26 protein-coding genes and 1 riboswitch are annotated in these 24,868 nt (G+C 71.7%); of the genes, 15 read left to right on the forward strand and 11 right to left on the reverse strand.

Translation table 11 applies throughout. The features are described 5' to 3' along the window. Positions 1-85: 85 nt before the first annotated feature. The 7 genes from PV363_RS04235 (at position 86) to PV363_RS04265 (ending at position 6,836) form a co-directional block, all read left to right on the forward strand. Positions 86-1,054 carry a metal ABC transporter substrate-binding protein gene (locus tag PV363_RS04235; protein ID WP_301021741.1) on the forward strand — a complete coding sequence of 323 codons (969 nt, stop codon included), beginning with the start codon at positions 86-88 and terminating at the stop codon, positions 1,052-1,054. Further along, entirely contained in the window at positions 1,051-1,845 is a 795-nt protein-coding gene (locus PV363_RS04240) for a metal ABC transporter ATP-binding protein (RefSeq protein ID WP_220341205.1), read from the forward strand. Before PV363_RS04235 ends, PV363_RS04240 begins: the two co-directional genes overlap by 4 nt. Continuing rightward, positions 1,833-2,696, forward strand: coding sequence for a metal ABC transporter permease (locus PV363_RS04245; RefSeq protein WP_301021742.1), 864 nt, complete (start codon positions 1,833-1,835; stop codon positions 2,694-2,696). Before PV363_RS04240 ends, PV363_RS04245 begins: the two co-directional genes overlap by 13 nt. Further along, positions 2,693-3,085, forward strand: a complete 393-nt coding sequence (locus PV363_RS04250) for a transcriptional repressor (protein WP_220341204.1) — start codon at positions 2,693-2,695, stop codon at positions 3,083-3,085. Before PV363_RS04245 ends, PV363_RS04250 begins: the two co-directional genes overlap by 4 nt. Continuing rightward, positions 3,076-3,954, forward strand: a complete 879-nt coding sequence (locus PV363_RS04255; protein WP_220341203.1) for a 3-methyladenine DNA glycosylase — start codon at positions 3,076-3,078, stop codon at positions 3,952-3,954. Before PV363_RS04250 ends, PV363_RS04255 begins: the two co-directional genes overlap by 10 nt. Before the next feature lie 243 nt (positions 3,955-4,197). Next, positions 4,198-5,406, forward strand: a complete 1,209-nt coding sequence (locus tag PV363_RS04260; RefSeq protein WP_220341202.1) for an ROK family protein — start codon at positions 4,198-4,200, stop codon at positions 5,404-5,406. Positions 5,407-5,540: 134 nt separating this feature from the next. Next, complete coding sequence (locus tag PV363_RS04265; protein ID WP_220346863.1) at positions 5,541-6,836, forward strand: C39 family peptidase; 1,296 nt, start codon at positions 5,541-5,543, stop codon at positions 6,834-6,836. 69 nt (positions 6,837-6,905) lie between these two features. Here the strand turns inward: PV363_RS04265 and cimA are convergent, their stop codons facing one another. Beyond that, complete coding sequence (gene cimA / locus PV363_RS04270; protein ID WP_220341200.1) at positions 6,906-8,495, reverse strand: citramalate synthase; 1,590 nt, start codon at positions 8,493-8,495, stop codon at positions 6,906-6,908. A gap of 147 nt (positions 8,496-8,642) precedes the next feature. Here cimA and PV363_RS04275 point away from each other — a divergent pair, with 147 nt between their 5' ends. Continuing rightward, a complete protein-coding gene (locus tag PV363_RS04275; protein ID WP_301021743.1) occupies positions 8,643-9,701 on the forward strand; it encodes an NADP-dependent oxidoreductase in 1,059 nt (352 codons plus the stop codon). Then, positions 9,698-10,393 carry a hypothetical protein gene (locus PV363_RS04280; protein ID WP_220341199.1) on the forward strand — a complete coding sequence of 232 codons (696 nt, stop codon included), beginning with the start codon at positions 9,698-9,700 and terminating at the stop codon, positions 10,391-10,393. The genes PV363_RS04275 and PV363_RS04280 overlap by 4 nt, the downstream gene beginning before the upstream one ends. Here the strand turns inward: PV363_RS04280 and PV363_RS04285 are convergent. Next, the gene (locus tag PV363_RS04285; protein ID WP_301021744.1) at positions 10,371-11,816 is read right to left on the reverse strand and encodes an FAD-dependent oxidoreductase; all 1,446 of its coding nucleotides are present in this window, start codon (positions 11,814-11,816) and stop codon (positions 10,371-10,373) included. The two genes, PV363_RS04280 and PV363_RS04285, sit on opposite strands and share 23 nt — an antisense overlap. Next, positions 11,813-12,766, reverse strand: a complete 954-nt coding sequence (locus tag PV363_RS04290) for a hypothetical protein (protein ID WP_220365429.1) — start codon at positions 12,764-12,766, stop codon at positions 11,813-11,815. The genes PV363_RS04285 and PV363_RS04290 overlap by 4 nt, the downstream gene beginning before the upstream one ends. 109 nt (positions 12,767-12,875) lie before the next feature. On the opposite strand from PV363_RS04290, the gene PV363_RS04295 reads away from it, so the two are divergent. After that, the gene (locus PV363_RS04295) at positions 12,876-13,886 is read left to right on the forward strand and encodes an NADP-dependent oxidoreductase (RefSeq protein WP_301021745.1); all 1,011 of its coding nucleotides are present in this window, start codon (positions 12,876-12,878) and stop codon (positions 13,884-13,886) included. 42 nt (positions 13,887-13,928) lie between these two features. On the opposite strand, the gene PV363_RS04300 is transcribed toward PV363_RS04295, so the two are convergent. From PV363_RS04300 to PV363_RS04310, 3 genes are read right to left on the reverse strand one after another with little or no spacing between them, the layout of a single operon-like run. Continuing rightward, the gene (locus PV363_RS04300) at positions 13,929-15,029 is read right to left on the reverse strand and encodes a branched-chain amino acid aminotransferase (protein WP_301021746.1); all 1,101 of its coding nucleotides are present in this window, start codon (positions 15,027-15,029) and stop codon (positions 13,929-13,931) included. Positions 15,030-15,077: 48 nt separating this feature from the next. Beyond that, on the reverse strand, positions 15,078-16,142 hold the full coding sequence (locus tag PV363_RS04305) for a 3-isopropylmalate dehydrogenase (RefSeq protein WP_220341194.1): 1,065 nt from the start codon (positions 16,140-16,142) through the stop codon (positions 15,078-15,080). A 56-nt stretch (positions 16,143-16,198) separates the two neighbouring features. Continuing rightward, positions 16,199-16,342, reverse strand: a complete 144-nt coding sequence (locus PV363_RS04310; protein WP_220341193.1) for a hypothetical protein — start codon at positions 16,340-16,342, stop codon at positions 16,199-16,201. 294 nt (positions 16,343-16,636) lie between these two features. On the opposite strand from PV363_RS04310, the gene PV363_RS04315 reads away from it, so the two are divergent. Then, complete coding sequence (locus PV363_RS04315; RefSeq protein WP_220341192.1) at positions 16,637-17,200, forward strand: class I SAM-dependent methyltransferase; 564 nt, start codon at positions 16,637-16,639, stop codon at positions 17,198-17,200. Here PV363_RS04315 and PV363_RS04320 read toward each other — a convergent pair. Next, the gene (locus PV363_RS04320; protein WP_255565892.1) at positions 17,178-17,870 is read right to left on the reverse strand and encodes a hypothetical protein; all 693 of its coding nucleotides are present in this window, start codon (positions 17,868-17,870) and stop codon (positions 17,178-17,180) included. The two genes, PV363_RS04315 and PV363_RS04320, sit on opposite strands and share 23 nt — an antisense overlap. Positions 17,871-17,932: 62 nt before the next feature. Here PV363_RS04320 and PV363_RS04325 point away from each other — a divergent pair, with 62 nt between their 5' ends. The 3 genes from PV363_RS04325 to PV363_RS04335 are packed head-to-tail and all read left to right on the forward strand — an operon-like array spanning position 17,933 to position 21,051. Next, a complete protein-coding gene (locus PV363_RS04325) occupies positions 17,933-19,372 on the forward strand; it encodes a PLP-dependent aminotransferase family protein (protein ID WP_301021747.1) in 1,440 nt (479 codons plus the stop codon). Positions 19,373-19,411: 39 nt separating this feature from the next. Then, positions 19,412-19,984, forward strand: a complete 573-nt coding sequence (locus tag PV363_RS04330; RefSeq protein ID WP_301021748.1) for an RNA polymerase sigma factor — start codon at positions 19,412-19,414, stop codon at positions 19,982-19,984. After that, on the forward strand, positions 19,981-21,051 hold the full coding sequence (locus PV363_RS04335) for a hypothetical protein (RefSeq protein ID WP_301021749.1): 1,071 nt from the start codon (positions 19,981-19,983) through the stop codon (positions 21,049-21,051). Before PV363_RS04330 ends, PV363_RS04335 begins: the two co-directional genes overlap by 4 nt. A gap of 21 nt (positions 21,052-21,072) precedes the next feature. On the opposite strand, the gene PV363_RS04340 is transcribed toward PV363_RS04335, so the two are convergent. From PV363_RS04340 to thiM, 4 genes are all read right to left on the reverse strand, one after another. Further along, the gene (locus tag PV363_RS04340) at positions 21,073-21,753 is read right to left on the reverse strand and encodes a TenA family protein (RefSeq protein WP_220341187.1); all 681 of its coding nucleotides are present in this window, start codon (positions 21,751-21,753) and stop codon (positions 21,073-21,075) included. Continuing rightward, complete coding sequence (gene thiD, locus PV363_RS04345; protein WP_301021750.1) at positions 21,750-22,535, reverse strand: bifunctional hydroxymethylpyrimidine kinase/phosphomethylpyrimidine kinase; 786 nt, start codon at positions 22,533-22,535, stop codon at positions 21,750-21,752. The genes PV363_RS04340 and thiD overlap by 4 nt, the downstream gene beginning before the upstream one ends. A 14-nt stretch (positions 22,536-22,549) precedes the next feature. Beyond that, positions 22,550-23,215 carry a thiamine phosphate synthase gene (gene thiE, locus PV363_RS04350; RefSeq protein ID WP_301021751.1) on the reverse strand — a complete coding sequence of 222 codons (666 nt, stop codon included), beginning with the start codon at positions 23,213-23,215 and terminating at the stop codon, positions 22,550-22,552. Then, the gene (thiM, locus tag PV363_RS04355; RefSeq protein WP_220341184.1) at positions 23,215-24,006 is read right to left on the reverse strand and encodes a hydroxyethylthiazole kinase; all 792 of its coding nucleotides are present in this window, start codon (positions 24,004-24,006) and stop codon (positions 23,215-23,217) included. The genes thiE and thiM overlap by 1 nt, the downstream gene beginning before the upstream one ends. Then, positions 23,995-24,086: riboswitch (TPP riboswitch) on the reverse strand. (Overlaps the previous gene by 12 nt.) A 100-nt stretch (positions 24,087-24,186) precedes the next feature. On the opposite strand from thiM, the gene PV363_RS04360 reads away from it, so the two are divergent. Next, positions 24,187-24,868, forward strand: a 682-nt coding sequence (locus PV363_RS04360) for an FkbM family methyltransferase (protein ID WP_301021752.1), incomplete at its 3' end; no start/stop codon positions are given.

Raw genomic sequence — 24,868 nt, forward strand, 5'->3', positions numbered from 1 at the left:
TTCGTGACGGCGATGCTCGGGTGAGACGAGGCCTGCAGCAGAATCCGTTTTGAGAATGGTTCCCAACTGCAATAGGCTCTCCCTCATGCTCCGCCTCTTCTCGGCCCGTCGTCGGCTCTGCGCCCTCGCCGTCGCTCCGCTCGTCCTCGCTCTCGCCTCGTGCGGCGGTGACGACGCCGGCGGGTCGGACGACCCCGTCAAGGTGGTCGCCGGTGCGTACCCGTTCGCGTACGTGGTCGAGCAGATCGGGGGCACGATGGTGGACGTGGACAACCTGACGCAGCCGGGCGTCGAGCCGCACGACGTCGAGCTCACCGCCAAGCAGATGGCGGCGGTGACCGACGCCGACCTCGTCGTGTTCCTCCACGGCTTCCAGCCGCAGGTCGACGAAGCCGTGGACCAGAGCGGCCTGCCCGACGAGGCGCGGCTCGACGTGGCCGACATCGTCGAGCTCCTCGGCGTGACCGACGACGACCACACCGTCGAGGAGGGGGGCAAGGCAGACGATGACCACGCGACGGGTGACCACGAGGGCGAGGACCCGCACGTGTGGCTCGACCCCGAACGCATGAGCGAGATCGCCGACGCCGTCGCCGAGCGGCTCGCCGAGATCGATCCCGACAACGCCGACGCCTACCGCACGAACGCCGGCGCGCTCGACACCGAGCTCACGGCTCTGGGCACCGAGTTCGACGAGGGCCTCGCGCAGTGCGAGACCCGCACGTTCGTGACCAGCCACGCGGCCTTCGGCTACCTGGCCGACGCCTACGACCTGACGCAGGTCGCGATCGCCGGGATCGAGCCCAACACCGAGCCCACGACGCAGCAGCTCGCCGACATCGCCGACCTGGTCGAGAGCCAAGGCGTCACCACCGTGTTCACCGAAGAGCTCACCAGCCCGCGCACGGCGGACACGATCGCCCGTGAGAGCGGGGCGACCACCGCCGTGCTCTCCCCCATCGAGGGACTCACCGACGACGACAGCGACGACACCTACCTGACGCTCATGCGTCAGAACCTCGCCGCCCTGCAGAAGGCGAACCGCTGCTCATGACAGCCTCCGCCTCCACCGATCCGCTCACCATCGACGACGTGCACGTCGTCCTGGGAGGACGCGAGGTCGTGCGCGGTGTCTCCCTCGCCGTCCACGAGTCGGAGTTCGTCGTGCTGCTCGGCAGCAACGGCTCGGGCAAGACGACCCTGATGCGGGCGGCGATGGGCGTCATCCCGATCGCGGCAGGCGAGGTCCGGCTCTTCGGCACCCCGCTGCGGCGGTTCCGCGACCGTCAGCGCATCGGCTACGTGCCGCAGCGGTCCACCGCGGCGGCCGGTGTGCCGTCGACGGTCCGCGAAGTCGTGATGAGCGGTCGCCTCTCGCGGCGACCGTTCGCCGGGCTCTCCTCCCGCGAGGACCGTCGCAGTGTCGCCGAGGCGATCTCGCTCGTCGACCTGGAGGGCTATGCCGACGAGCCGGCCAGCGAGCTGTCGGGCGGACAGCAGCAGCGCGTGATGATCGCCCGCGGTCTGGCCTCGCGCCCCGACCTCCTGGTGATGGACGAGCCCACCGCCGGGGTCGACGCCCGCAGCCAGCTCGCGCTCGCGGAGCTGTTCGCGCGGCTCCTGGGCGAGGGCCGTGCGATCTTCATGATCGCGCACGAGCTGGGACCGTTCGAGCCCATGATCGACCGGGCCGTCGTCCTGCGCGCGGGCCGTGTCTCCTACGACGGTCCGTGCTCCGGCGGCGACCCCGCCGCAGCCGCCGAGCCGCACAACCAGCACCATCCGCACCTGGTCGCCCCTCAGCCGCGGACCGGGATCGACGAGTCGGGGGTGTGGCCGGCGTGATCGACATCCTCTCGTACGACTTCATGCGGCAAGCACTGCTCGCCGCTGTCATCACCGGCCTGACGGCGCCGGCGATCGGCATGTACCTCGTGCAGCGGCGCCTCGCGCTCCTCGGCGACGGGATCGGCCACATCGCCCTCACCGGAGTCGCCGCCGGCCTGCTCACCAACACCCAGCCGCTGCTCACCGCCGTCGTCGTGAGCATCTTCGGCGCCGTCGCGATCGAGCTGCTGCGCACGTACGGCCGCACGAGCGGCGACGTCGCCCTCGCGCTGCTCTTCTACGGCGGGTTGGCCGGCGGCGTCATGCTGACCAACCTCGCCGGCGGCTCGGCAGCAGCGCTCAACAGCTACCTCTTCGGGTCGATCACGACCATCGGCGCCGGCGACCTCGTCATCGTCGGCATCCTGGGGGCGGTCGTCCTCCTGCTCGGGATCGGCCTGTCGCCGCAGCTGTTCGCGGTGTGCCAGGACGAGGAGCACGCGCGCGTCTCCGGCGTGCCCGTGCAGGCGTACGCCCTGCTGATCGCCGTGCTCGCGGCGGTGACGGTCACCGTGTCGATGCGGACCGTCGGACTGCTGCTGGTCTCGGCGCTCATGGTGGTACCGGTCGCCGCGGCGCAGCAGGTGAGCCGCAGCTTCCGCGGCACGTTCCTCCTCGCGATGGTGATCGGCACCTTCGCCGCCGTCGCGGGCCTGCTCGGCAGCTACGAGATCAACACCCAGCCCGGCCCGACCATCGTCATCGTCGGCCTCGCCGTGTTCCTCGCCGTGGCGGTGGTGGGGCACCTCGCACGCTCGTGGCGACGGCGGGGCCGCCCGGCGCACGACCTCGCGGAGGAGGCCGCATGACCGAGACGCCTGTGCGTACGACGCGCCAGCGGCGCGCCGTGGCCGCTGTGATGGCCGACCTCGACGGCTTCGCGAGCGCGCGCGAGATCCACGACGCGCTGCGTGACCGCGGCGAGTCCGTCGGGCTGTCGACGGTCTACCGCAATCTCCAGGCGCTGGTCGACGCCGAGGAGGTCGACCAGCTGCGCAGCGACGACGGCGAGGTCCTCTATCGCCGGTGCATGACCGACCACCATCACCACCACCTCGTCTGTCGTGAGTGCAACCGCACGGTGGAGGTCCAGGGCCCGGCGCTGGAACGGTGGGTCGAGCAGGTGGGTGCCGAGAACGGGTTCCGGCAGATGTCGCACACCCTCGAGATCTTCGGGACCTGCGACCAGTGCGCCTGAGGCTCGACGAGCGCGACTGGCGCGAGCGGGCGCAGCGTCACCGCGCCCGGGTCGAGCCCTACGTCACCGGCCGGGTGCGACGCCGGCAACGCGGTGAGAAGCATCCGGTCGACGACTTCCTCTTCGAGTACTACGGCTACTCCCCCGCTCGGCTGATGCGCTGGCACCCCGGCGCGGGCGTCGTGCTCGGCGGTGACGCGTCGGAGTACGCGCAGCTCGGGACGTACCGCACGTACGACGACGGCGTCGGCGCCGACCTGGGGCGGATCGCCGGCCGACGGGACGGCTTCGAGTGGACCCGCGGTCTGCTCGCGCTCACGGCCTCGCGTCCGGGCCGGACCGACTGCTTCGGTCTGCACGAGTGGGCCATGGTCTATCGCCAGGCTCCCGACGAGGTCCGCCATGCGTCGTGGCCCCTGCGCCTGGGCACGGCTGGGACCGATGCCGTCGTCGAGGCCCACCAGCTCCGGTGCACCCACGTCGATGCCTACCGGTTCTTCACGCCGGAGGCGGCACCCCGCAACGCGTCGTCGCCGAGCCGTGAGACCCAGCGCGCCATGGAGCAGCCGGGCTGCCTGCACGCCAACATGGACCTCTACAAGTGGGCCATGAAGCTCGTGCCGTACGGAGACTCCGACCTGCTGGTCGACTGCTTCGCGCTGGCCCGTGACGTGCGCGAGCTCGACATGCGCGCCGCGCCGTACGACCTCTCCGCGCTGGGCTGCACGCCGGTGCCGATCGAGACGCCCGAGGGCAAGGCCGAGTACGTACGGCTCCAGCGCGCGCACGCCGAGCGCGCGGCCGGTCTGCGCGCGCGTCTGCTCGCCGACTACGACCGCGCCCTCGCCGCAGGCGCCCAGACACGCTGAGCGTCTCCTCGCGGAGAGGCACGCGGGTGGAGGGCCGCCGTCTGCCCTCCACCCGCACTCTCCCAGGGTGACCCGCCAGGGCGGGTCGTCGAAGGGTTGCGGTCACCTTGACGGCAACCGCGCCGACGTCCCAGCGGTCGAGAATGCTGCGCCGAGGAGCCCGCTGACGCTAAGGTCGCCCTAGTCACCTAACTTTATCCACTTAAGTGGCTCCGCGATGACGCCGTGACGAAACGAGGGCTCGTGAAGACGTTCCAGCAGGACAGCTCGACCGCCGGGCTCGTGCTTCGCACGGTTCTCCACCACGGGGTCGCCTTCCGGGACCAGATCGCGGACTCCACCGGTCTGAGCGCCGCGACCGTCGGTCGGCAGGTCACCGCCCTGGCACGGCGCGGGCTGCTGCGCGAACGCCCCGACTGCACGCGCAGCGGGCACGTCGGGCGACCGAGCATCCCGGTCGAGGTCGACGACAGGCGCCTGTCGGCCGGCGCCGTCCACATCGGGCGGCTGGTGACCACCGTCGCCCTGACCGACCTCCGGGGACGGGTCCTCGGCATCGCCCATCTCCCGACCCGGGGCAGCGACCGCGACCTCGCTACCGTCGCCGCTCGTCGTCTGGTCGGGCTCCGGGCCGGCATCGGCGACCGCACGCTCGTGACCGCGGCCGTCGTCGCACCGTGGGAGGCGCTGGACCGCTCACCGATGGTCGCCGGGCGTGCGCTGCGCGACGTCACCGCGCTGCCCACCGCCACGGCCGACCACGTCGCCGCGGTCGCTGCGGCCGACCTCCTGTCGTCGCCGGAGCACGCCCAGGGCACGACGGTCTACGTCTACGCACGAGAGACCGTGGGCGTGGCCACGGTGCATGACGGCGCCGTCCCGTCGGGCGGACGCCGGACCGGCAGTGTCACCCACCTGCCCACCACCTCCGACGCCCCCTGCTCCTGCGGGTCACGCGGCTGCCTCGGCGCCACCGTCGCCGCGATCGGGCCGGCCGCGCACGCCGCGGGCATCGTGACCCGGCCCGACGTCGAGCTGGTGCACGCCGCGGGGCTCAGCGGGGACGCGACGGCGCACGCGCTGCTCATGGCGCGGGCCGACCACCTCGGGCGGGCGGTGGCGATCGTCCGCGATCTCCTCGACCCCCACAGGGTGGTCCTGGCCGGGCAGGCATTCACTGCCTATCCGCCCGCGGCGCCGGTCGTCCTCGACGCGTTCCGCCGGACGACCGGCCTCGGTCCGGTCCCGATCTCGCTCTCGCGGTTCGGCGCCGAGGTGCAGGCGGCAGCCGCGGGTGCCATCGCGCTCGGGCCGGTCTACCGCGACCCGATCGCGGCCCTCGACCGCTACGAGCGGCTCGCCCAGCGCTCCCTCGGCACGCGCCGCTCCCGACCGACGGGCCCCACGGCGGCCCGCGCCGGCGGGACGGATGCCCGGCTCCAGACTGCCTGACTCGGGATACGTTCCGGATATCGCACCGCGACGCGGGCGGCCCCGACGTCTACCATCCGAGGGGCGAGACGCAGTGTTCCCTGCCAGGCTGATCGTGCGGGAAGATCGCCGCACTCACCAGCCCGAGGAGCGCCATGTTCCGTCAGACCGCGATAGGTATCGCAAGCCTTGCCACCATCGCCGCCGTGACCGCCCCGGTCGCCCCGGTCAACGCCACATCCGAGCCCACCGTCGCGTCGCCCCAGATCACCGCGAAGCACTGGGACAGCGTCCGCGACTTCGCACGCGGCACCTGGGAGGGCGTGATCCCCGCGCTCGACGGGAGCCTCGTCATCAGCCCCAGGTCGAAGCGGACGACCACCTACGCCGACCCCTTCGCGGCCGGCACGGAGAAGTCGTACGTGTACGGACGCTGGACGTCCCCGGTCGTCACGCCCGGCTACGCGATCGACGAGTCGATCACGTCCTGGAACGCGCGGACACCGACCGGCACGTTCGTCGAGACCACCTTCCGCGGCAAGCTGCCCGACGGCACGTGGACCAAGTGGTACGTGATGGGCCGCTGGGCCTCCGGCGACGACTTCGCGGCCGGCGACATCCACCGGACGTCGGTCGACGGCCAGGGCGATGCCAACGCCAACATCTGGACGGACACGTTCTCCGCCCGCACCGGCCGAGAGCCGGTCGCCTACCAGACGCGGGTCACGCTGCTCCGTCCTGAGGGCACCCGGAAGTCCCCGCGCCTCGACGGGGTCACGACCATGACCAACGAGCTGCTCGCCGGAGACGACGGGGTCACGAGCGACTTCACGCTCGGCCGCCACGTCGAGCTGCCCGTCCCTCGGTTCTCGCAGAACATCCACAAGGGCGAGTACCCCGAGTTCGGCGGCGGCGGCCAGGTCTGGTGCTCGCCCACGTCGACGACGATGGTGCAGTACTACTGGGGCAAGCGGTACCAGGTGCCGCGCCGAGAGCTCGCTGACATCGTCGCTCCCAACGGGGACCCCCAGGTCGACTACGCCGCGATCAAGACGTGGGACTACACCTACGAGGGTGCGGGCAACTGGCCGTTCAACGCGGCGTACGCCCACACCTTCGGGCTCGACACCTTCGTCACCCGACTGCGGTCGCTCGCCGAGGCAGAGCGGCTGGTCGCGGCGGGGATCCCGGTGATCACGTCGCTGTCGTGGGACCTCGACGAGATGCCCGAGGCGGGCTACGAGACCAACGGCCACCTGATGGTGCTCATCGGCTTCACCGCTGACGGCGACCCGATCCTCAACGACCCTGCGTCGAGCAGCAACGAGGCCGTCCGCAACGTCTACACCCGCGAGAACTTCGAGAAGGTCTGGCAGGACTCGACCGGCGGAGTCTCGTACCTGTACCGGCCGCCGGGCAAGCGGCTGCCGGGTGGCGCGACCAACTGGTGACACGCTGACGCAGGACCCGACGATCACGCAGTACGGGGTGGTCGTCGGGTCCTCTCGTCGGTGCTGACGTCAGCCGTGGTGGCGCAACCCGTACGTGAACGCGTCGAGCAGCGCCTCCCAGGACGCCTCGACGATGTTGTGCCCGACGCCGACCGTGGTCCAGGTCGATCTGCCGTCGGTGGTGCTGAGGAGAACCCTGATCCTCGCGTCCGTCCCGCCGGCCTCGTCGAGGATGCGCACGCGGTAGTCGTTCAGCCCGAAGGTCGACACATCGGGGAACGCCTGCTCGATCGCCGTACGCAGCGCATGGTCGAGCGCTGAGACGGGACCGTTGCCCTCGCCGGTCACGACGTACCGACGGCCGCCCGCACGCAGCTTGACCGTCGCCTCCGACGGTGCCTCCTCCCCCGCCGCGTGGTGCGACTCGGTGATCACGCGCCACGACTCCACGTCGAAGTAGGAGGGCCGCCGGCCCTCGACGAGCTCGGCCAGCAGCAGCTCGAACGACGCGTCGGCCGCCTCGAACGTGTAGCCGGCCTGCTCACGCTCCTTCACGACCTCGGTCACGCGCACCAGCATCGCCGGGTCGTCGGCGAGGTGGAAGCCGAGCTCCTTGCCCTTGAGCTCGATCGTCGCCCTGCCGGCCATCTCTGAGACGAGGAGACGCATGTCGTTGCCGACGAGCTCGGGATCGATGTGCTGGTAGAGGTCGGGGTCGACCCGGATCGCGCTCGCGTGCAGGCCCGCCTTGTGCGCGAAGGCCGAGACGCCCGTGTACGGCTGCCGCGCGCCTGGCGGATAGTTGGTCACCTCGGCGATGGCGTGAGCGATGCGGGTCGCCTCCCGCAGGGAGCCCCGTGGCATGACCTTCTGACCCAGCTTGAGCTCGAGGTTGGCGACCGACGTGACGAGGTCGGCGTTCCCGGTCCGCTCGCCGTACCCGTTGATGCAGCCCTGCAGGTGCGTGGCACCGGCCTGGACGGCGGCCACCGAGTTCGCCACCGCGCAGCCGGTGTCGTTGTGGGCGTGGATGCCCAGCCGCGCTCCCGTGGTCGCGGCGACGTCGGAGACGATCTCGCCGACCCAGTGCGGCAGCATGCCGCCGTTGGTGTCGCAGAGCACGACGACCTCGGCGCCCGCCTCGGCGGCCGCGCGGACGACCTCCAGCGCGTAGGACCGGTTGGCGCGGTATCCGTCGAAGAAGTGCTCGCAGTCCAGGAAGACGCGCTGCCCCTCTGAGCGCAGGTGGCGCACCGTGTCGCGGACCATCGCGAGGTTCTCCTCCAACGTGGTCCGCAGCGCTAGCTCGACATGGCGGTCGTGGCTCTTGGCGACGAGCGTCACGACCGAGGCGCCCGAGTCGCGCAACGCCCCGACGAGCGCGTCGTCGCCCGCGGCAGACCCGGCACGGCGGGTCGCCCCGAAGGCGGCGAGCGTCGCGTTCTGCAGCGACAGCTCCGTCCGCGCGCGGGCGAAGAACTCCGTGTCCTTCGGGTTCGAGCCCGGCCAACCGCCTTCGATGTAGCCCACGCCCAGCTCGTCGAGGTGGCGCGAGATCACGAGCTTGTCGGCGACGGACAGGTTGAGACCCTCCTGCTGGGCGCCGTCGCGCAGGGTGGTGTCGTAGACGTGGAACGTGGGGTCGGGTGCGGTGCTCATGGTGGAACTTCCTCGCGCGCGGGACAACAAAAAAGCCCCTCGGAGTACGAGAGGCTGCGCGTCGGACCCGGATCGCGGGTCAGACGCGCTGATGAATGATCACGAGGGTCATGTGATGCATGGGCCCCACTCTAGACTGAGAGAACCATGACTTCCAGCGCAGCCTCAATGCCCACGATCAACCGCGCCGTGCGGCTCGCCAGCCGACCGCACGGCGAGCCCACGTCGGACAACTTCGTCCTCGACGACGAGCCGACGGCCGAGCCGGGCCCCGACGAGCTGCTCCTGAGGACGATCTACCTCTCCCTCGACCCCTACATGCGCGGTCGGATGTCGGAGGCCGAGTCGTACGCCGTCCCGGTCCCGGTCGGCGGCGTGATGGAGGGCGGGACGGTGTGCGAGGTGGTCGCCACCCGCAGCGACCTGTACGAGGTGGGCGACATCGTCCTCGCCCACACCGGCTGGCAGCAGTACGCCGTGGCCTCCGACAAGGCCGTACGTCGGATCGACCCGGCACGCGCCCCCATCACGACGGCGCTCGGCGTGCTCGGGATGCCCGGGTTCACTGCGTACGCCGGCCTGCTGGTGATCGCCGACCCACAGCCGTCCGAGACGGTCGTGGTCGCCGCGGCCGCCGGACCGGTCGGCTCGGCGGTCGGCCAGATCGCAAGGATCAAGGGCGCGCGCGCCGTGGGGATCGCCGGCGGACCGGACAAGGTGGCATATGTCAAGGACGAGCTCGGCTTCGACGAGGCGATCGACCACCGCGCACCCGACTTCGTCGACCAGCTCGCCGCCGCGACTCCCGGGGGCATCGACGTCTACTTCGAGAACGTCGGGGGCAAGGTCTTCGAGGCGGTGCTGCCACGCATGAACGAGTTCGGTCGCATCCCGGTGTGCGGCCTCGTCTCGCAGTACAACGCGACGGGCACCCCCGAGGGCCCCGACCGGCTGCCCGCCCTCATGAACCGGATCCTCGTCCGCAGCCTCACCGTCCGCGGCTTCATCCAGCGCGAGTTCGTCAGGCTCCACTACCGCCCGTTCCAGGAGGAGATGGGCGACTGGGTCGCCCAGGGCAAGATCCGCTACCGGGAGCATGTCGTCGAAGGACTGGACAACGCGCCCGACGCCTTCGTGGGGATGCTCAAGGGCACCAACTTCGGCAAGCTCCTGGTGCAGGTCGGCTCGGACCCGACGACGTCGTGACGCGGCCCGTCCCGATCCCCCGCGGGGTCGCCGCGCTGTACGTCGTCCTCACCGACGAGCCGCTCGAGTCCGACTCCCCCGCTCCTCCGCTGCCGCCTGTGAGCCTCCTGCTCGCCCGGGGCTCGAGCCCCAAGGCGGTCCGCTACGCCGAGTCCTTGACGTACGCGACCGCCGTGTCCGCGGAGTCCGACGTCTCCGAGGCGTTGGAGGTGCAGCGACGCACCCAGGCCGAGGCGCGGGCGCTGGCCGCCGAGCACGTCGGCATCGTGGTGGACGCGGCCGTTCCCCGCCTGCTCGGACCCGAAGCGCCGCACCCCGAGGTGCTAAGGATCAGCGAGTGGTTCGTCCTGGAGCGTCCCGACGAGTCGACGACCACGACCCACGGCCTGGCGAGGTTCGGCCTGCCGGAGCTCGTGGTGCCGGACGCCGACCCCGATGCCCTGCCGATGTACGACGCGGTGCTCACGGGGATCGCCCAGCGTGTGACCGAGGAGTGGCCCGACAACGACCCGGTGGGGCCGGCCACCATCACGCTGCGCGACGTCGCCCGTGGCTACGGTGACGCCGGCGCCGGCGGCGACGACCCGACCCTCGCACGACGTGTGGACGTGACGCTGGCCTACGACGCCGACCGTGACCTCCTGGTGGTCACGCTGCACGACGACCCGGCTAAGGCTCTCTTCTCGGCGTGACGGCTCGCCCCAGGTCGGTCCCGAGGAGCCGGCCGAAGGTGAGTGCGGGGGTGACGAGCATCCCCGAGCAGAAGCTGTTGCCACAGGTCGCGCCCGCGCCGATGACCTCGCCGACGGCGTACAGCCCGGGGATCGGGTTCCCCGACTCGTCCCGGACCGCGAGGGATGTGTCCACGTCCAGGCCCTGGAAGGTCACCAACGTGATCGCGTGGTTCCGGACCGCGTAGAACGGCGGAGCGGCGATGGGCGCCGGGAGGAACGTCCGCCCGTGCGCCGGGTCGTGCCCGCTCGCGACCGCCTCGTTGTAGGTGCCGACGGTCTCGCGCAGGCCGGCAGCGTCGATGCCTGCGAGGTCCGCGAGATCGTCGAGGGTGTCGGCGGCATGCAGGCCGGGACGGGTGTTCATCATCGCGCGGACCTCGTCCGGCTCCTTGCCGACGACCATCTGCTGCGTCGTCCCGGACGCGGCCGACAGCGCCACGTCGTCGAAGACCGTCCAGAAGGTCTGGTCGGTGACCTCGGCGAGCGCGCGTTCCTTGAGGTCGATCGACCCCTCGTCCTCGGCCACCCACCGCCGACCGTGCCGGTCGACGTAGATCTCCCAGGGGGGACGCTCGCTGGTGAGCCGCTGCCGGTCGGACCAGTTGGCGCGCCCGGGGGTACGGGGATCGGGGAGTCCGCCGAACGTGGGAAGAGAGGTGCCCTGTCCCTGCAGCCGCGCGCCGACCGACATCCCCAGGTGGAGTCCGTCGCCGGTCGCGGTGCGCGCCGCGGCCGAGACCAGCGGTGCGCCCTCGAGCTCGGCGAAGAGGTCGGGGTCGGCGCCGTAGCCACCGGTCGCGAGCACCACGGCGGCGGCCGACACCGCGACGTCCCGACCCTCGCGATAGACGTCGACCCCGACGACGGCCCCGGACTCGTCGGTCAGGATCTCGGTCACGGCCGCGTTCGTCCACAGCACCAGGCCCTGCTCGGCGCACGCACGCTCCAGCTCGGGCCTGAGCACGTCGAGGACCGACACGCCCTCGTCGGTGCCGTAGCTGGTCCGCGGCGTCTCGTACGGCTCGTGCCCGTAGATGATCCGCGGTGTCTCGGGCGCGAAGGCGAAGCCGTGGTCGTCGAGCCAGTCGAGGGTCGCCGGAGCCTCGCGGGCGACGATCTGGACCAGATCGTCGCGCGCTGTCCCGCTGCTGATGCGGCGGATGTCGGCCAGATGTGCCTCGGGGCTGTCCTCGATCCCCCGCTCGCGCTGGCGGCGGTAGCCACCGGCCGCCATGTGTCCTCCGCTGAGGTGCAGCGTGCCGCCGATGCGGGTGTCCTTCTCCACGAGGAGCACACGAGCGCCGGCGTCAGCGGCATGGACGGCGCACGGGATGCCCGCGGTCCCGGCACCCACGACGACCACGTCGAACGTCTCGTTCATGCCTGGTCTCCCTGGACCTCGATCACCAGGTGCGGCACTCCCGACGGAGGGTGGACCACCGCCGCCCGCGTCTCGCCGAACGGCGCGAGCGTCAGACCGACCGTCTCCCCCGCCAGCACGCCCGCACGCTCTCGCACGCCGTCCAGGTCACCGGTGACGACCACCGCACCGAGCAGGCCGCGGCGTGGGGGGACGGCGCGCCCCCGCAGCGACGCACCCGCCTCCCCACCGCGCTCGACCACGTACCTGACCAGCCCGATGTACGGCTCGTCGGCGGCGGTCCCGACACAGCAGCCCTCCATCCTGACCCGCGTGCCAGCACCCACCAGGTCGGCGACGGACGCGCCGTCGACGACGTACTCGTGCACGACCTTCCAGCCGAAGACGTCGGCACAGAAGGCCTCGGCCGCGTCGACGTCGCTCACGGGCGCGGTGATGCCGAGGACCTCGCTGACCGCCCTGTCGGTCACCCGTACGTAGGGATCGAGCGCTCCGGGCGCGCCGCCGAGCAGGGCCACCGTGAGGGTGTCGGCGCCTCGGACGTGTGCTTCTCTCAGCCCGGTGCCCGCCATGTCGTACTCACCGTCCGGCGCCGTCACGTCGAAGCCGGCCGCCGCGGCCTGGGCGGCCGCCGCCGCGAGGTCGGGCGCGTGGAAGTCGATGACCTTGAACGCGTCGCGGTCCAGCGGCGCAGCGGGATCACGGACCGTCTCGTCCGAGGGCGCCTCGAACCGGCACACCACGGCTCCCGCGACGGCTCCAGGAGTCTGCAGCGCCACGACGGAGGTCTCCCCCGCTCCAGCGCCGAGGAGGACGCCCGCGTCACGCGCGCCGAGCACGGTCTCTCCCCGCTCCTCCATCCCGAGCACGGACGCGAAGAGGCGGCGCTGCGCGTCGAGATCGCGCGCGGAGACGAGCGGACCGAAGAGGTGGGAGTCCGACGGTGGCACCGGCGCTCCTTCCGACGCGGCGTGCCGACCGGAGGGATCCGTCGTCACACCTGATGGAATGGTGTTCCATTATGGCTCAGCACACTTTCACCGAGGAAGAGGCCCTCCGATGACTGCACCCCGCCACGTCGACGCCGTCGTGCTGCGCCGCCGCCCCAGCGGACTCCCCCGGCCGGACGACCTCGCCCTCTCCGAGGTCGAGGTTCCCACACTCGGCGACGACGAGGTCCGCGTCTCGGTGCTCGACCTCTCGCTCGACCCCTACCTCCGCTCGACGCTGGCGGGACGGCACCTCGACGACGCCCCCGTCGCCGTCGGCGACGTCGTCCCCGGTCGTTCCGTCGGGCGCGTGGTCGCGTCGCGCGCCGCCGACATCCCCGAGGGAGCGCTCGTGCTGGCCGAGACCGGCTGGCGGGCCGAGGCCGTCGTCGCCGCGAAGCAGACCACACTCGTCCGTGTGCCCGCTGGGGTCCCCGCCTCCGCCGCGCTCGGCGCACTCGGGATGCCGGGGCTCACCGCGTACGCCGCGATCGTCCGACACCTCACACCTCGGCCCGGCGAGACCGTGGTCGTCGGCGCGGCGACCGGGGGCGTCGGCTCTGTCGCCGGGGCGCTGGCCCGCGACCGTGGGGCGCGGACGGTGGCGATCGTGGGCGACGACGACAAGGCGGCGGACGCGATCGACCGGCTCGGGTACGCGGCGGCGGTCGTCCGCGGGCGCGACGGCTGGGAGGACGCGCTGGCAGCGGCGTGCGCGGACGGCATCGACGGCTATCTGCACATGGGCGACATGCCGACGCTGCACGCCGTGGTGCGCCGGCTCGCGCCGCACGCGAGGGTCTCGCTGTGCGGGCTCATGGACCAGTACAACGACGGGCCTCCCACGACGCTGCCCGTCGCCGCGATCATCATGGCGCGCGCCACGGTGCACGGGATGGTCGTGTACGACCACGGCGACCTCGTCGGCGCCCAGCTCGCCGAGGTCGCGGCACTGCTCGCCGACGGATCGCTGACGCTGCACGAGGAGCGCCACGAGGGTCTCGCCTCCGCGCCCGCGGCGTTCGCCCGGCTGATGGCCGGCCGCAACCGCGGCCAGGTCGTCGTCACCGGCGGACGCTGAGGTCGTCCGGCGTGGTGGGGGGCCGTCGCCGCCGCCCACGCCTCATCCGCTGCGGTGCATCCAGCCGTGGGTGTCCTCGGCGCGGCCGTACTGGAGATCGATGAGCGCCTCGCGGATCGCCATCGTCACCTTGCCGCCGTCGCCGTCGCTGCAGACCGCCTCGCCACCGTCCCAGCGCAGGGCACCGACCGGCGTCACGACCGCTGCGGTGCCGCAGGCGAACACCTCGGTCACCCGTCCGCTCGCGACACCGTCGATCCACTCGTCGATGGTGTAGCGACGCTGCTCGACGGTGCGACCCAGGTCGGCTGCGATCGTGCTGACCGCGTCGCGCGTGATGCCGTCGAGGATCGAGTCGCTGGCCGGCGTCACGATGGTGCCGTCGTCGTGGACGAAGTAGAGGTTCATGCCCCCGAGCTCTTCGATGTAGGTGTGCTTCTCGGAGTCGAGGAACACGACCTGCTCGCACCCGTGCTCGGCGGCGATCTGCTGCGGGAGGAGGCTCGAGGCGTAGTTGCCACCACACTTCGCCGCGCCCGTGCCGCCGGCGCCGGCGCGGGCGTACTCGCGCGTGAGCCAGATGTTGACGGGCTTGACCCCACCGGAGAAGTAGGCGCCTGCGGGTGAGGCGATCACGCAGTACGTGACGTGCTTGCTCGGTCGCACGCCCAGGAACGCCTCGGAGGCGAACATGAAGGGCCGCAGATAGAGACTGGTCTCGCCGCCGGTCGGGACCCACGCGCGGTCGGTCTCGACGAGCGCATCGATGGAGCCGACGAACCAGTCGACCGGGAGCTCGGGGAGCGCGAGGCGGTGCGCCGAGCGCTGGAAACGCCGGGCGTTCTCCTCGGGACGGAACGTCCAGATCGAGCCGTCGTCGTGCGCGTACGCCTTGAGACCCTCGAAGATCTCCTGGGCGTAGTGGAGGACCGCGGTGGCGGGGTCGAGCTGGAGCGGACCGTACGGCTTGATCGTCGGCGCCGTCCATCCGGTCTCCGGCGTCCACTCGGCGGTGAACATGTGGTCGCTGAAGTAGCGCCCGAACCCGGGGTCGGCGAGGATCTCGGCGCGACGCTGCTCTGGCACGGGCGACGGGGTCGGCTCGAGCGCGAACGAGAACGTGGCGTCGGCAGAGGTGGTCATGAGTGGCACGGTACTGGACCTTTCAGAGGGGGACGAGAGGAGGCAAGGTCACACCTCCGGTACGTCACCGGCCACACGCGACGCGATGGCCTCCCCCACCTCCTTGGTGGTGCGCCGTCCTGTCCTGGCGGTGATGTCCGCCGCGATCGCGCGGTCGAGCTGCGCGGCGGCCTCGGTGAGACCGAGGTGGTCGAGGAGCAGTGCGACCGATCCGATGGCAGCGGTCGGGTCGGCGACGCCCTGCCCTGCGATGTCGGGGGCGGAGCCGTGCACGGGCTCGAACATGCTCGGCGCCGTACGGTCGGGGTTGATGTTCGCGCTCGCGGCGAGGCCGATGCCTCCGGAGATCGCCCCGGCCAGGTCGGTCAGGATGTCACCGAACAAGTTGTCGGTGACGATGACGTCGAAGCGGGCGGGATCGGTCACCAGGAAGATCGTCGCCGCGTCGACGTGGAGGTAGTCGACGGCGACGTCGGGGAACTCCGGCGCGACCTGGTCCACGATGCGTGACCAGAGGCTGCCCGCGTGGACCAGCACATTGGTCTTGTGGACGAGCGTCAGCTTGTTGCGGCGCGTCCGGGCCCGCGCGAAGGCGTCGCGCACGACGCGTTCGACACCGAAGGCGGTGTTGAGGCTGACCTCGGTCGCCACCTCGTGGGGAGTGTCGGCGCGCAACCGGCCGCCGTTACCGACGTACGGGCCCTCCGTGCCCTCGCGCACGACGACGAAGTCCACCTCGCCCGCGTCACGCAGCGGGGAGTCGACCTGCGAGTACGTCCTGGTGGGACGCAGGTTCACGTAGTGGTCGAGCTCGAAGCGCAGACGCAGGAGCAGGTTGCGCTCCAGGAGTCCGGCGGGGATGCGGGGATCGCCCGGCCTGCCGCCGATCGCTCCGAGAAGGATCGCGTCGTGGCCGCGGATCTCGGCCAGCGTCGCGTCAGGAAGAACCTCTCCTGACTCGAGGTAGTGCTCGGCACCGAGAACGTACGGCGTCTGGGTGAAGGTGATCCCGTGGACGCGCGCGACCTCGTCGAGGACGCGGGTCGCCTCGGCGACGACCTCGGGGCCGATCCCGTCTCCGGGGATCACGGCCAGGGAGAAGCTGCGTGTCATGGGTGCACTCTACTGGCGCCAGTCCCAGCATCTGATACCGGGATCTCGGATGATGGTCAGTTGTCGTCCGGTCGCGGGCCGCCGTTGTCACGGAGGTCGAGGGCGGTCTGCACGGGGTTGCGGGGACCCTCGCCGCGGGACTCGTCGGACCAGTGGCGGCTCGGGCCCCACTCGGAGTACTGCATCTGCGTCTCGGACATCGTTCTCTCCTCTTCGGGTTGGTGTCGGTCCTGGCCGATGGCGCTGGAAACCGATTCCCCGAACGGGAGGAGGGTCGTACGGTGCGGGATCCTCGCTGCGGGTAGTCGGCCAACGCCAAGCTCCGCGGCGAGGTGTCGGCCTAGGAGGCCTCGCCGCGGCAGCCGAGGATTACTACCTGCTTCCGCATGATGGGTCGACGGTACGTCGGACTCGCCCGCTCTGTCCCGATTTCCGCCGACGATCTCGCTGACTGAGACTCGTGTCCAGGCTGTGGCGTGTGACAGACTCGCGACGTGAGTGCCCCCACCGAAGTTCCGCCCCTTGTCGCGCGCGCCCTGGACCTGTCACGGCGCAAGGGCTTCATCACCGCGACCCGCAACGAGACCGGACGCCTGCTCGCCGCGCTGGCCGCCTCGCGCAGGGGCACGCTGGCCGAGCTCGGGACCGGGTGCGGCGTCGGATCCGCGTGGCTGTCGAGCGGGGTCTCCGAGGGTGCTCGGATCGTCAGCGCCGAGCTCGACCCGACGCTGGCCGAGGCGGTGCAGGACCTGTTCTCCGACACCCCGACGGTCGAGGTGACCTCCGGTGACTGGAGCGCCCTCGAGCAGCACGCACCGTTCTCGCTCCTGTTCGTCGACGTGCGCGACGTGAAGCGCGCCGTCGACCAGGTCGCCGACCTGATGGAGATCGGCGGGATCGCCGTCCTCGACGACTTCACGCCGTCGCACACCTGGCCCCCGATCTACGAGGGCAGGGTCGACACCGTCCGCGAGCAGTGGCTCACCGACGAACGCTTCGTCGCCGTCGAGGTGATGGTCGCGCCGGACGCGTCGGTCATCCTGGCGACGCGGGTCTGACCTCGCTCGGGCTCGCTGCAGGCTCAGGCTCCGGCATCCGGACCTGGACCAGCGGCAGGAACGCCTGCACGAGGGGCCCGATCGTCAGCGCGTAGAGCACGGTGCCGACACCCACCGTCCCGCCGAGCAGCCAGCCGATGGCGAGCACCGTGATCTCGACCGACGTCCGCATCAACCGGACGCTGTAGCCGGTGCGGCGAACCAGCCCCAGAAAGAGCCCGTCACGGGGGCCAGGCCCGAGGTGCGCCCCGATGTAGAGCGCGCCGGCAAGACCGTTGAGCACGACACCGGCCACCAGCATCACGACGCGCAGCAGGAGCGAGTCTGGCTGCGCGAGCAGCCACAGGCCCTGGTCGACGGCGAGGCCGATGAGGATCACGTTGAGGATCGTGCCGAGACCGGGCCACTGGCGCAGCGGGATCCACAGCAGCAGAACTGCGGCACCGACGAGGATCGTGACCTGCCCGAAGGTGAGCGGGAGGTACTTCGTGAGTCCTTCGTGGAAGACGTCCCACGGGTCCAGACCGAGGCCTGCCTCGATCATCAGCGCCATCGACCAGCCGTAGAGCATGAGCCCGAACACGAGCTGAGGAAGCCGGCGCCCGAGCTTTCCCGACCGAAGCTGGTCGAGGGATGACTGGGTGTCAGGGGTGTACGGGGCGCGGGCCATGCCGTCCATCATCGTCGCGATTGGCCTACCGTTCGATAGCCAATCGTGACATGGTGGCCTACATGGCTCCCACATCGGTCCTGTCGGCGGAGCGTCTCCACGTCCTGCTCGACATCGAGGCGGACGACCCTACCGGGTACCGCGAACTGGCCGACCTCATCCGACTCCTCGTGCTCGACGGGCGCCGCCCGGCCGGCACACGGCTGCCGAGCGAGCGCGAGCTCACCGCCGCCCTCCCCCTGAGCCGGACGACGGTGACCCGCGCCTACGCGGTGCTGCGGGATGCCGAGCTGCTGGTCTCGCGGCGTGGGTCCGGCAGCGTCGTCACCCTGCCTCGCGGTGCCCGTCCTCCGTACACGCCTCCCAGCGGATCGAGCATGGTGGGCTGGACGATCGCTGCCGGCCAGGCGGCCCCAGGCGTCGGGCTGGCTTACAGCCGCGCGCTGGAACAGCTGCCCGCCTACCTCGCGCAGACCGGGTACGAGACGGTGGGCGTCCCGGTGCTCCGCGAGCTCGTCGCGCAGCGCTACGCCGACCGCGGGCTGCCCACCGATCCCGACCAGATTCTTGTCACCTCGGGGGCCCAGTCCGCGCTCAACCTCGTCAGCCGGACCCTCGCCGCGAGAGGCGATCGCGTCGTGGTCGAGAGCCCGACGTACCCGAACGCCATCGACTCGCTGCGCCGGACCGGCCTGCGCGTCCTCGGCGTGCCGCACGACGGCCACCGCCTCGACCTCGACGCGCTCGCCGCGGCCGTCCGCGCGGCGCCCGTCGCGTGGGCGTACCTGATCCCGGACTTCCAGAACCCCACGGGCGCACTGATGGACGACATCATGCGTCACGAGGTGGCGTCGATCCTGCGTCGCTCGACGACGGTCCCGATCGTCGACGAGACCATGCTCGACCTCGCGCTCGACGTCGAGGAGCGTGCGATGCCGGTCCCGCTGGCCGCGCACCATCCAGGCGCGATCACGCTCGGCTCCGCGAGCAAGTCGTTCTGGGGTGGCCTGCGGATCGGGTGGATCCGCGCCCCGCACGCCGTCGTCCCGCGGCTGGTCGCGGCGCGAGAGACGTTCGACATCGGCACGCCGGTGCTCGAGCAGCTCGCGGTCGCGGAGCTCCTCCGCGTCCGCGAGGAGGTGCTCGACGAGCGCCGAGACACCCTGCGCGCGCGCCGGTCCGCACTCAGGACGGCGGTCACCGCCCGGTTGCCCGACTGGAGTCTCAACTCCCCCGCCGGCGGGTTGTCGCTGTGGGTGCGCCTGCCGAGGCGGGCCTCGAGCCGGCTCGTCGTCGCCGCGGAGGCCCAGGACCTGTTGCTCACCGCCGGCCCACGGTTCTACGCCGACGGCGGTGGTGAGTCCGCTCTGCGCCTCCCGTACGACCGCAGCACGGGCGCCATCGACGACGCCGTCGACCGTCTCGCCCTCGCATGGGAGACCGTGCTGGCCGGGCGCCCCACGTCGGCGCCCTCGCGACGCGGCCCTGCGCTGACCGCGTAGCGGCTGTCACGATCGGCTACGCCCCGGACATGACGTGACGTGACGACGACACCAGACACGGCTCGCGAGGAGCGCTTCCGCGAGCTCTACACCGCCCACTTCGACGCGCTCCTCGCCTACGCCATCCGCCGGACGCGCCACCCTGACGACGCCGCCGACCTCGTCGCGGAGACCTTCCTCGTCGCCTGGCGGCGCTGGGACGCGATCCCGTCCGGGGACGAGAGCCGCCTCTGGCTGTACGGGGTGGCCCGGCACGTCCGCTCGAACGCCGAGCGCAGTGGGCGCCGCCGCGAGCGCCTCGGCGAGCGCTTGCGGCAGCAGCTGAGCGAGACCTCCGACGCCCACCCCTCCGACGACGTCGCGGAGCACAGTGCCGTCCGAACGGCGCTGCAGCGGCTCGGAGCCGCCGACCGTGAGCTGTTGATGCTCTCGGCGTGGGAAGAGCTCGAACCCCGCGAGATCGCACGCGTCCTCGAGATCAGTCCGAGCGCCGTACGGACCCGCCTGTCCCGAGCGCGTCGACGGCTTCGCGACGCCCTGGGCGACGACCGTCCCGAACCCGGACGCGTGATGAGCGTCCGCACCATGCTCAGCCCTGAGGAGGGACGATGAACGACACCGACCTCGACCGCCGGCTCAGCGCCGCCGACCCGTACGTGCGGCACGCGACGCCTGACCTCGGCGGAGCCGACCGAGCCCTGCTGGACGAGATCATGGCCGACACCGCTCGACGCCCTCAGCGGTCGAGACGATCGTGGCGCTTGCCACTGGCCGGAGCGCTCGCGTCCGCTGCCGTCATGGCCGCAGCCCTCCTCGTCCCTGCTTGGGTGGGCTCGACCGACGACCCCGAGACGCCGGCCGCGCCTCCTGCCGCCTCCGAGCCGACGGTCGAGGCGCCCATCCGCTACGCCGCCGCAGTCGTCGAAGCCGCCGGCCGCCAGCCGCGGCTGCTGGTCGGCGAGCCCGGGTGGAAGGTGACCCACGTGTACGGGTTCGCCGAGGACGAGGGCACCATCGTGTTCACCAAGGGCGATCGCGAGCTCGAGTTCGTCTGGTACCGAGCCGACCAGTACGCCGGCTACTTCGAGGACCGTCTCGACGTCTCTGCTCCGCGACCGTTCTCGATCGACGGGCAGGACGGCAGCGAGTTCCGATACTCGACCACGGACATCGCCGTGATGCTGCGCCCGTCCGGCGGCACGTTCTCCGAGATCCGCACCGGCGGCGGCTGGAGGAATCGCGCCGAGATCGTGGCTGTCCTGCGGACGGTTCGAGCGGTCTCGGTCCAGGAGTGGCTCGCGGCGATGCCGCCGGAGATCGTCACTCCCGACAAGGCCTCGCAGGTGATCGACGAGCTGTTGGCCGGTGTGCCGCTCCCGCCGGGACTCGACCGTGCGTCACTCGACGACCTCGGCACCAACGACCGCTACCAGCTCAGCGCCCAGGTGCTCGAGCCGGTGGTGTGCGGCTGGGTCGGAGAGCTCCGGCGTGCCGAGGACGCGCGAGACGACCGGGCGAGGAAGGCCGCCGTCGAGGCGCTGGCAAGCGGGCGCCGCTGGCCGTTGCTCGCGCCGATGGACGCCGAGGGCGAGTATGCCGACGGGGTCCGGGCGGTGGCCGACGCGGTCCGCGACGGGGTTCCGACGCTCACGGTGCGGGAGATGTCCGGCTGCCCGTGACGGCAGGTGGGCGCGGGGAGGTCAGGCCCTCGGCCAGGTCTCCCCGCGCCACGACGCGTCCCAGAACATCCACTCGAATCGCGTCGCGCGCTCGTAGGCGGCGAGCATCTTCGTACGGCGCTCGGGCGTCGCCGCCGTCGCGAGGTGGTCGGCCCACCCCTCGGCCCGCGTGACCGCGGCGTCGAAGGCGGGGTCGGAGTAGGTGTCGATCCAGGCGCGGTAGGGATGCGCAGCGTCGGTCGCCTGTGCCGCGATCGCGCGCCCAACCTCCAGATAGACGCGGAAGCACGGCAGCACACCCGCAAGACCGACCTCGACCGGTGCGTACGCGGCGTCGGCGAGCAGCGTGCCGGCGTAGGCCTGACAGGTCGGCGTCGGCTCCGCCGCATCAGGCCCGTCCGGGTCGAGGCCGCGAGGCACGAGGAACTCCGCGTGCATCAGCCGCTCGGCCTCGACCGCCTCGGCGGCCGCGCGTGCGAGGCCGGCTGACAGCGCCGGGTCGCCCGCACGCGCGGCCAGCATCGCGAGCGTGCTGCCGTAGCGGGAGAGGTAGTGGGCATCGTCGAGCAGGTAGCGGCCGAACACGTCCTCCGGCAACGTCCCGGCGGCGAGACCGACCACGAAGGGGTGCTCGAGGATCGCGTCGTACCAGCTCGCGACGTGCGCCCACGCGGCCTCGGAGAACGTCCTCTCGTCCGTCACCCGCGCGACCTCCAGAGGTGGTCGACAGGTCCGTGGCCGCGACCCACCGAGTGCTCGGCGCCGCTGCGCAAAGCCCCGGTCAGGTAGTCCTTGGCCTCACCCACCGCCTCGCGCAGCGGCAGGCCGAGCGCGAGGCCGGACGCGATCGCCGACGCCAGCGTGCAGCCTGTCCCGTGCGTGTTGGGGCTGTCGATCCGCGGTGCACGATAGGTGCACGCACCCTCCGCGTCGACGAGCACGTCGATGCTCTCCGGACCCTCGAGGTGTCCGCCCTTGACCAGCGCGGCTGCAGCGCCCGCTGCGCGCAACGCGCGCCCGGCGGTCGCCAGCCCGTGGGGATCGGTCGCCGGCGCGGTGCCGGTCAGGACCGCAGCCTCCGGCACGTTGGGCGTGACGACGGCCGCCAGCGGCAGCAACGTCGTACGGATGGTGTCCACCACGTCCTCCCCGACCAGCGTGTCGCCGGAGGTGGCCACCATGACCGGGTCAAGCACGACGGGCACGTCCGCGGTGTGCAGGACGTCGGCGACCGCGAGCACGATCTCCACCGTGCCGAGCATCCCGATCTTGACCACGCTCACGTCCAGGTCGTCCAGCACGGCACGCACCTGCTCGGCGACGAACGCCGCAGGCACCGGGTGGATCCCGAAGACGCCGCGGGTGTTCTGGACGGTGAGCGCGGTCAGGGCCGCGGCGCCGTACACGCCGAGGGCGGTCGCCGTCTTGAGGTCCGCCTGGATCCCGGCGCCGCCTGAGGGGTCGGAGCCGGCGATGGTGAGCATGACGGGCACGGCGCTCAGGACTGGACCTCCGAGCGTGCGGCGAGGGCGGCGTCGACGACCTCGCGGAGCGTGCGGGCGGCCGCACGCGGCTCGGGTGCCGAGCAGATCGCGGAGACCACGCAGATGCCGTCGGCGCCGGCGGCGACGACCGACGCGGCGTTCGATGCGGAGATGCCCCCGATCGCGACGAGCGGGAGGTCGTCCGGCGTTGCCGCGCGCAGGCGGCGTACGCCGTCGAGTCCCCACGGCGCGGTCGTGTCGGGCTTGGTCGGCGTCGCCCACACCGGGCTGACCGCGAGGTAGCTGCACGCGGCGAGCGCCTCGGCGTCGTCGAGCTGGGCCAGGTCGTGCAGCGACCACCCGACGACCGCGTCGTCGCCGAGCACCTCTCGCACTCGCGCGGGGTGGAGATCATCGGGCCCGATGTGCAGGCCCGCACCGGGCACGGCGCGCGCCGCCGCGAGGTCGTCGTTGAGCACGAACGACGCACGGTCACCGACGCGCGCGGCGATCCTCGTGGCCAGCCGGATGCGTTCGTCGGTCGACGCGTGCTTGTCGCGGAGCTGGACGGTCGTCGCTCCCCCGTCGACGGCGTCGGCGACGACGTCGACCAGGTCCGCACCGTGAGGCACGGACCCGGTGACGAGATAGAGACGGACGTCTCCGGCCGGGCCGACCATCAGCGCGCGACGACCTCGGCGACCGCCTCGGAAGACAGCGTGGACAGCGCGTCCAGCAACCGCCAGCGCAGCGATCCGGGACCCTCGGCGAGCGGCGCGGCCTTCTCGATCGCGGCCGTCAGGATCGCCAGTGCGCTCGCCGACGCCTCGAACGCGTCGTCGTGGACCGCGCAGGCCGCGGCGACCAGGGCGCTCGCGGAGCACCCGAGCGCGGTGATCATCGGGGCGCGCGCATCGCCGCCGTGGATCTCGGTCGTACGGGTGCCGTCCGTGACGATGTCGACGGCGCCCGTCATGGCGACGACGGTCTCCAGCTTGGACGCGAGCGCCTCGGCGTCCGTACGGACGTCGGCCGTATCGGCGTCGGCGTCGACCCCTCGCCCTGCTCCCGTCGACGTCGCGATCGCAAGGATCTCGCTCGCGTTGCCCCGGATCACCGTCGGGCGGTGCTCGATCAGGGCAGCGGCGGACTCGCGCCTATAGGTGGTCGCGCCGACCGCGACCGGGTCGAGGACCCACGGCTTGCCCGTGGCCGAGGCGACCTCGACCGCGGCGAGCATGCCGTCGACCCACGGCGGGGACAGCGTGCCGATGTTGGCGACGACGGCCTGGGCGATGCCGGCGAACTCCGCGGACTCGTGCGGGTCGTGGACCATCGCCGGAGAGGCGCCTGCGGCATTGAGCAGGTTGGCGGCGATGTCCATCGACACGTAGTTCGTGATGACCTGCACCAGCGGGGTCTGCGCCCGGAGCTGGTCGTGGACGTGGGCAGCGGTACGGGGTTCGAGCATCAGGCTCCCTCTCGCCGGTATGACCCGGATCAGGTTCGGCGGGTGTGTTCTCAGCCCTTCGGGCACCCCGGCCTTGCAACTGCTGGCGACGATAACAGGTGGTCACGAGGGCTTTCCACCGACGGCACCACAGCGATACCGTGCGGAGCACCGATCGGGGTGCCGACTGCTGGGAGTGCCATGGGAACCGTCCGCCGCGTACGTCGCGCCTGGGGTCGGGGAGGACCCCGCGAGGTCGTTCTCGCAAGCCGTCGCTGGCTGGCCCGCCTCATCTATCCCGGTGACATACCTGCGCCGAAACGGCGACGGCGTCATCGCGCTGTCCCGGCCACGGGTCCGTCGGCAGCGCTCGACGCCCGCGACGTCGAGCACGCACAGGCGATGGAGTGGTTCGGGCGACGCCACGCGACCTACGTGCGGCTGAGCGAGGCCGTGAGGGACTACGTCGACCCCGAGGGCACGATCATCGACGTCGGAGCCAACATCGGCTACTTCACGAAGGTCCTCGGCGAGACCCTCGACTTCAGAGGAACCGCCCATCTCTTCGAGCCGCTCGAGCACTTGGCCTCGCTCTGCGACCAGACGCTCGCACGCGCCCCCTACACCGTCCACGTCCACCCGTACGCCCTCGGTGACACCGACACGAAGCTCGACATCTTCGTCGACACCAGCGGCGGCAACCTGGGGTGGAACACGCTGGTGGCCGAGCGGGCGACCGCCGGCATGCTCGCGACCACGATCGACGTGAAGCCGTTCACGGCAACGGCGATCGAGCGCGCGCCGTGCTTCCTCAAGATCGACGTCGAGGGCGCCGAGCACCTGGTGATCGCCGGGATGGCCGACGCGCTGGCCTCCTGGGACA

This window comes from Mumia sp., assembly GCF_028803055.1.
Lineage (GTDB): Bacteria > Actinomycetota > Actinomycetes > Propionibacteriales > Nocardioidaceae > Mumia.

What these genes read in the sequence shown, in the direction of transcription:
- PV363_RS04235 (WP_301021741.1), top strand. Translation starts at nt 86, where the DNA reads ATGCTCCGCCTCTTCTCGGCCCGTCGTCGGCTCTGCGCCCTCGCCGTC.
- PV363_RS04240 (WP_220341205.1), top strand. Translation starts at nt 1,051, where the DNA reads ATGACAGCCTCCGCCTCCACCGATCCGCTCACCATCGACGACGTGCAC.
- PV363_RS04250 (WP_220341204.1), top strand. Translation starts at nt 2,693, where the DNA reads ATGACCGAGACGCCTGTGCGTACGACGCGCCAGCGGCGCGCCGTGGCC.
- PV363_RS04265 (WP_220346863.1), top strand. Translation starts at nt 5,541, where the DNA reads ATGTTCCGTCAGACCGCGATAGGTATCGCAAGCCTTGCCACCATCGCC.
- cimA (WP_220341200.1), bottom strand. Translation starts at nt 8,495, where the DNA reads ATGAGCACCGCACCCGACCCCACGTTCCACGTCTACGACACCACCCTG.
- PV363_RS04275 (WP_301021743.1), top strand. Translation starts at nt 8,643, where the DNA reads ATGACTTCCAGCGCAGCCTCAATGCCCACGATCAACCGCGCCGTGCGG.
- PV363_RS04285 (WP_301021744.1), bottom strand. Translation starts at nt 11,816, where the DNA reads ATGAACGAGACGTTCGACGTGGTCGTCGTGGGTGCCGGGACCGCGGGC.
- PV363_RS04295 (WP_301021745.1), top strand. Translation starts at nt 12,876, where the DNA reads ATGACTGCACCCCGCCACGTCGACGCCGTCGTGCTGCGCCGCCGCCCC.
- PV363_RS04300 (WP_301021746.1), bottom strand. Translation starts at nt 15,029, where the DNA reads ATGACCACCTCTGCCGACGCCACGTTCTCGTTCGCGCTCGAGCCGACC.
- PV363_RS04305 (WP_220341194.1), bottom strand. Translation starts at nt 16,142, where the DNA reads ATGACACGCAGCTTCTCCCTGGCCGTGATCCCCGGAGACGGGATCGGC.
- PV363_RS04310 (WP_220341193.1), bottom strand. Translation starts at nt 16,342, where the DNA reads ATGTCCGAGACGCAGATGCAGTACTCCGAGTGGGGCCCGAGCCGCCAC.
- PV363_RS04320 (WP_255565892.1), bottom strand. Translation starts at nt 17,870, where the DNA reads ATGGCCCGCGCCCCGTACACCCCTGACACCCAGTCATCCCTCGACCAG.
- PV363_RS04325 (WP_301021747.1), top strand. Translation starts at nt 17,933, where the DNA reads ATGGCTCCCACATCGGTCCTGTCGGCGGAGCGTCTCCACGTCCTGCTC.
- PV363_RS04335 (WP_301021749.1), top strand. Translation starts at nt 19,981, where the DNA reads ATGAACGACACCGACCTCGACCGCCGGCTCAGCGCCGCCGACCCGTAC.
- thiD (WP_301021750.1), bottom strand. Translation starts at nt 22,535, where the DNA reads ATGCTCACCATCGCCGGCTCCGACCCCTCAGGCGGCGCCGGGATCCAG.
- thiE (WP_301021751.1), bottom strand. Translation starts at nt 23,215, where the DNA reads ATGGTCGGCCCGGCCGGAGACGTCCGTCTCTATCTCGTCACCGGGTCC.
- thiM (WP_220341184.1), bottom strand. Translation starts at nt 24,006, where the DNA reads ATGCTCGAACCCCGTACCGCTGCCCACGTCCACGACCAGCTCCGGGCG.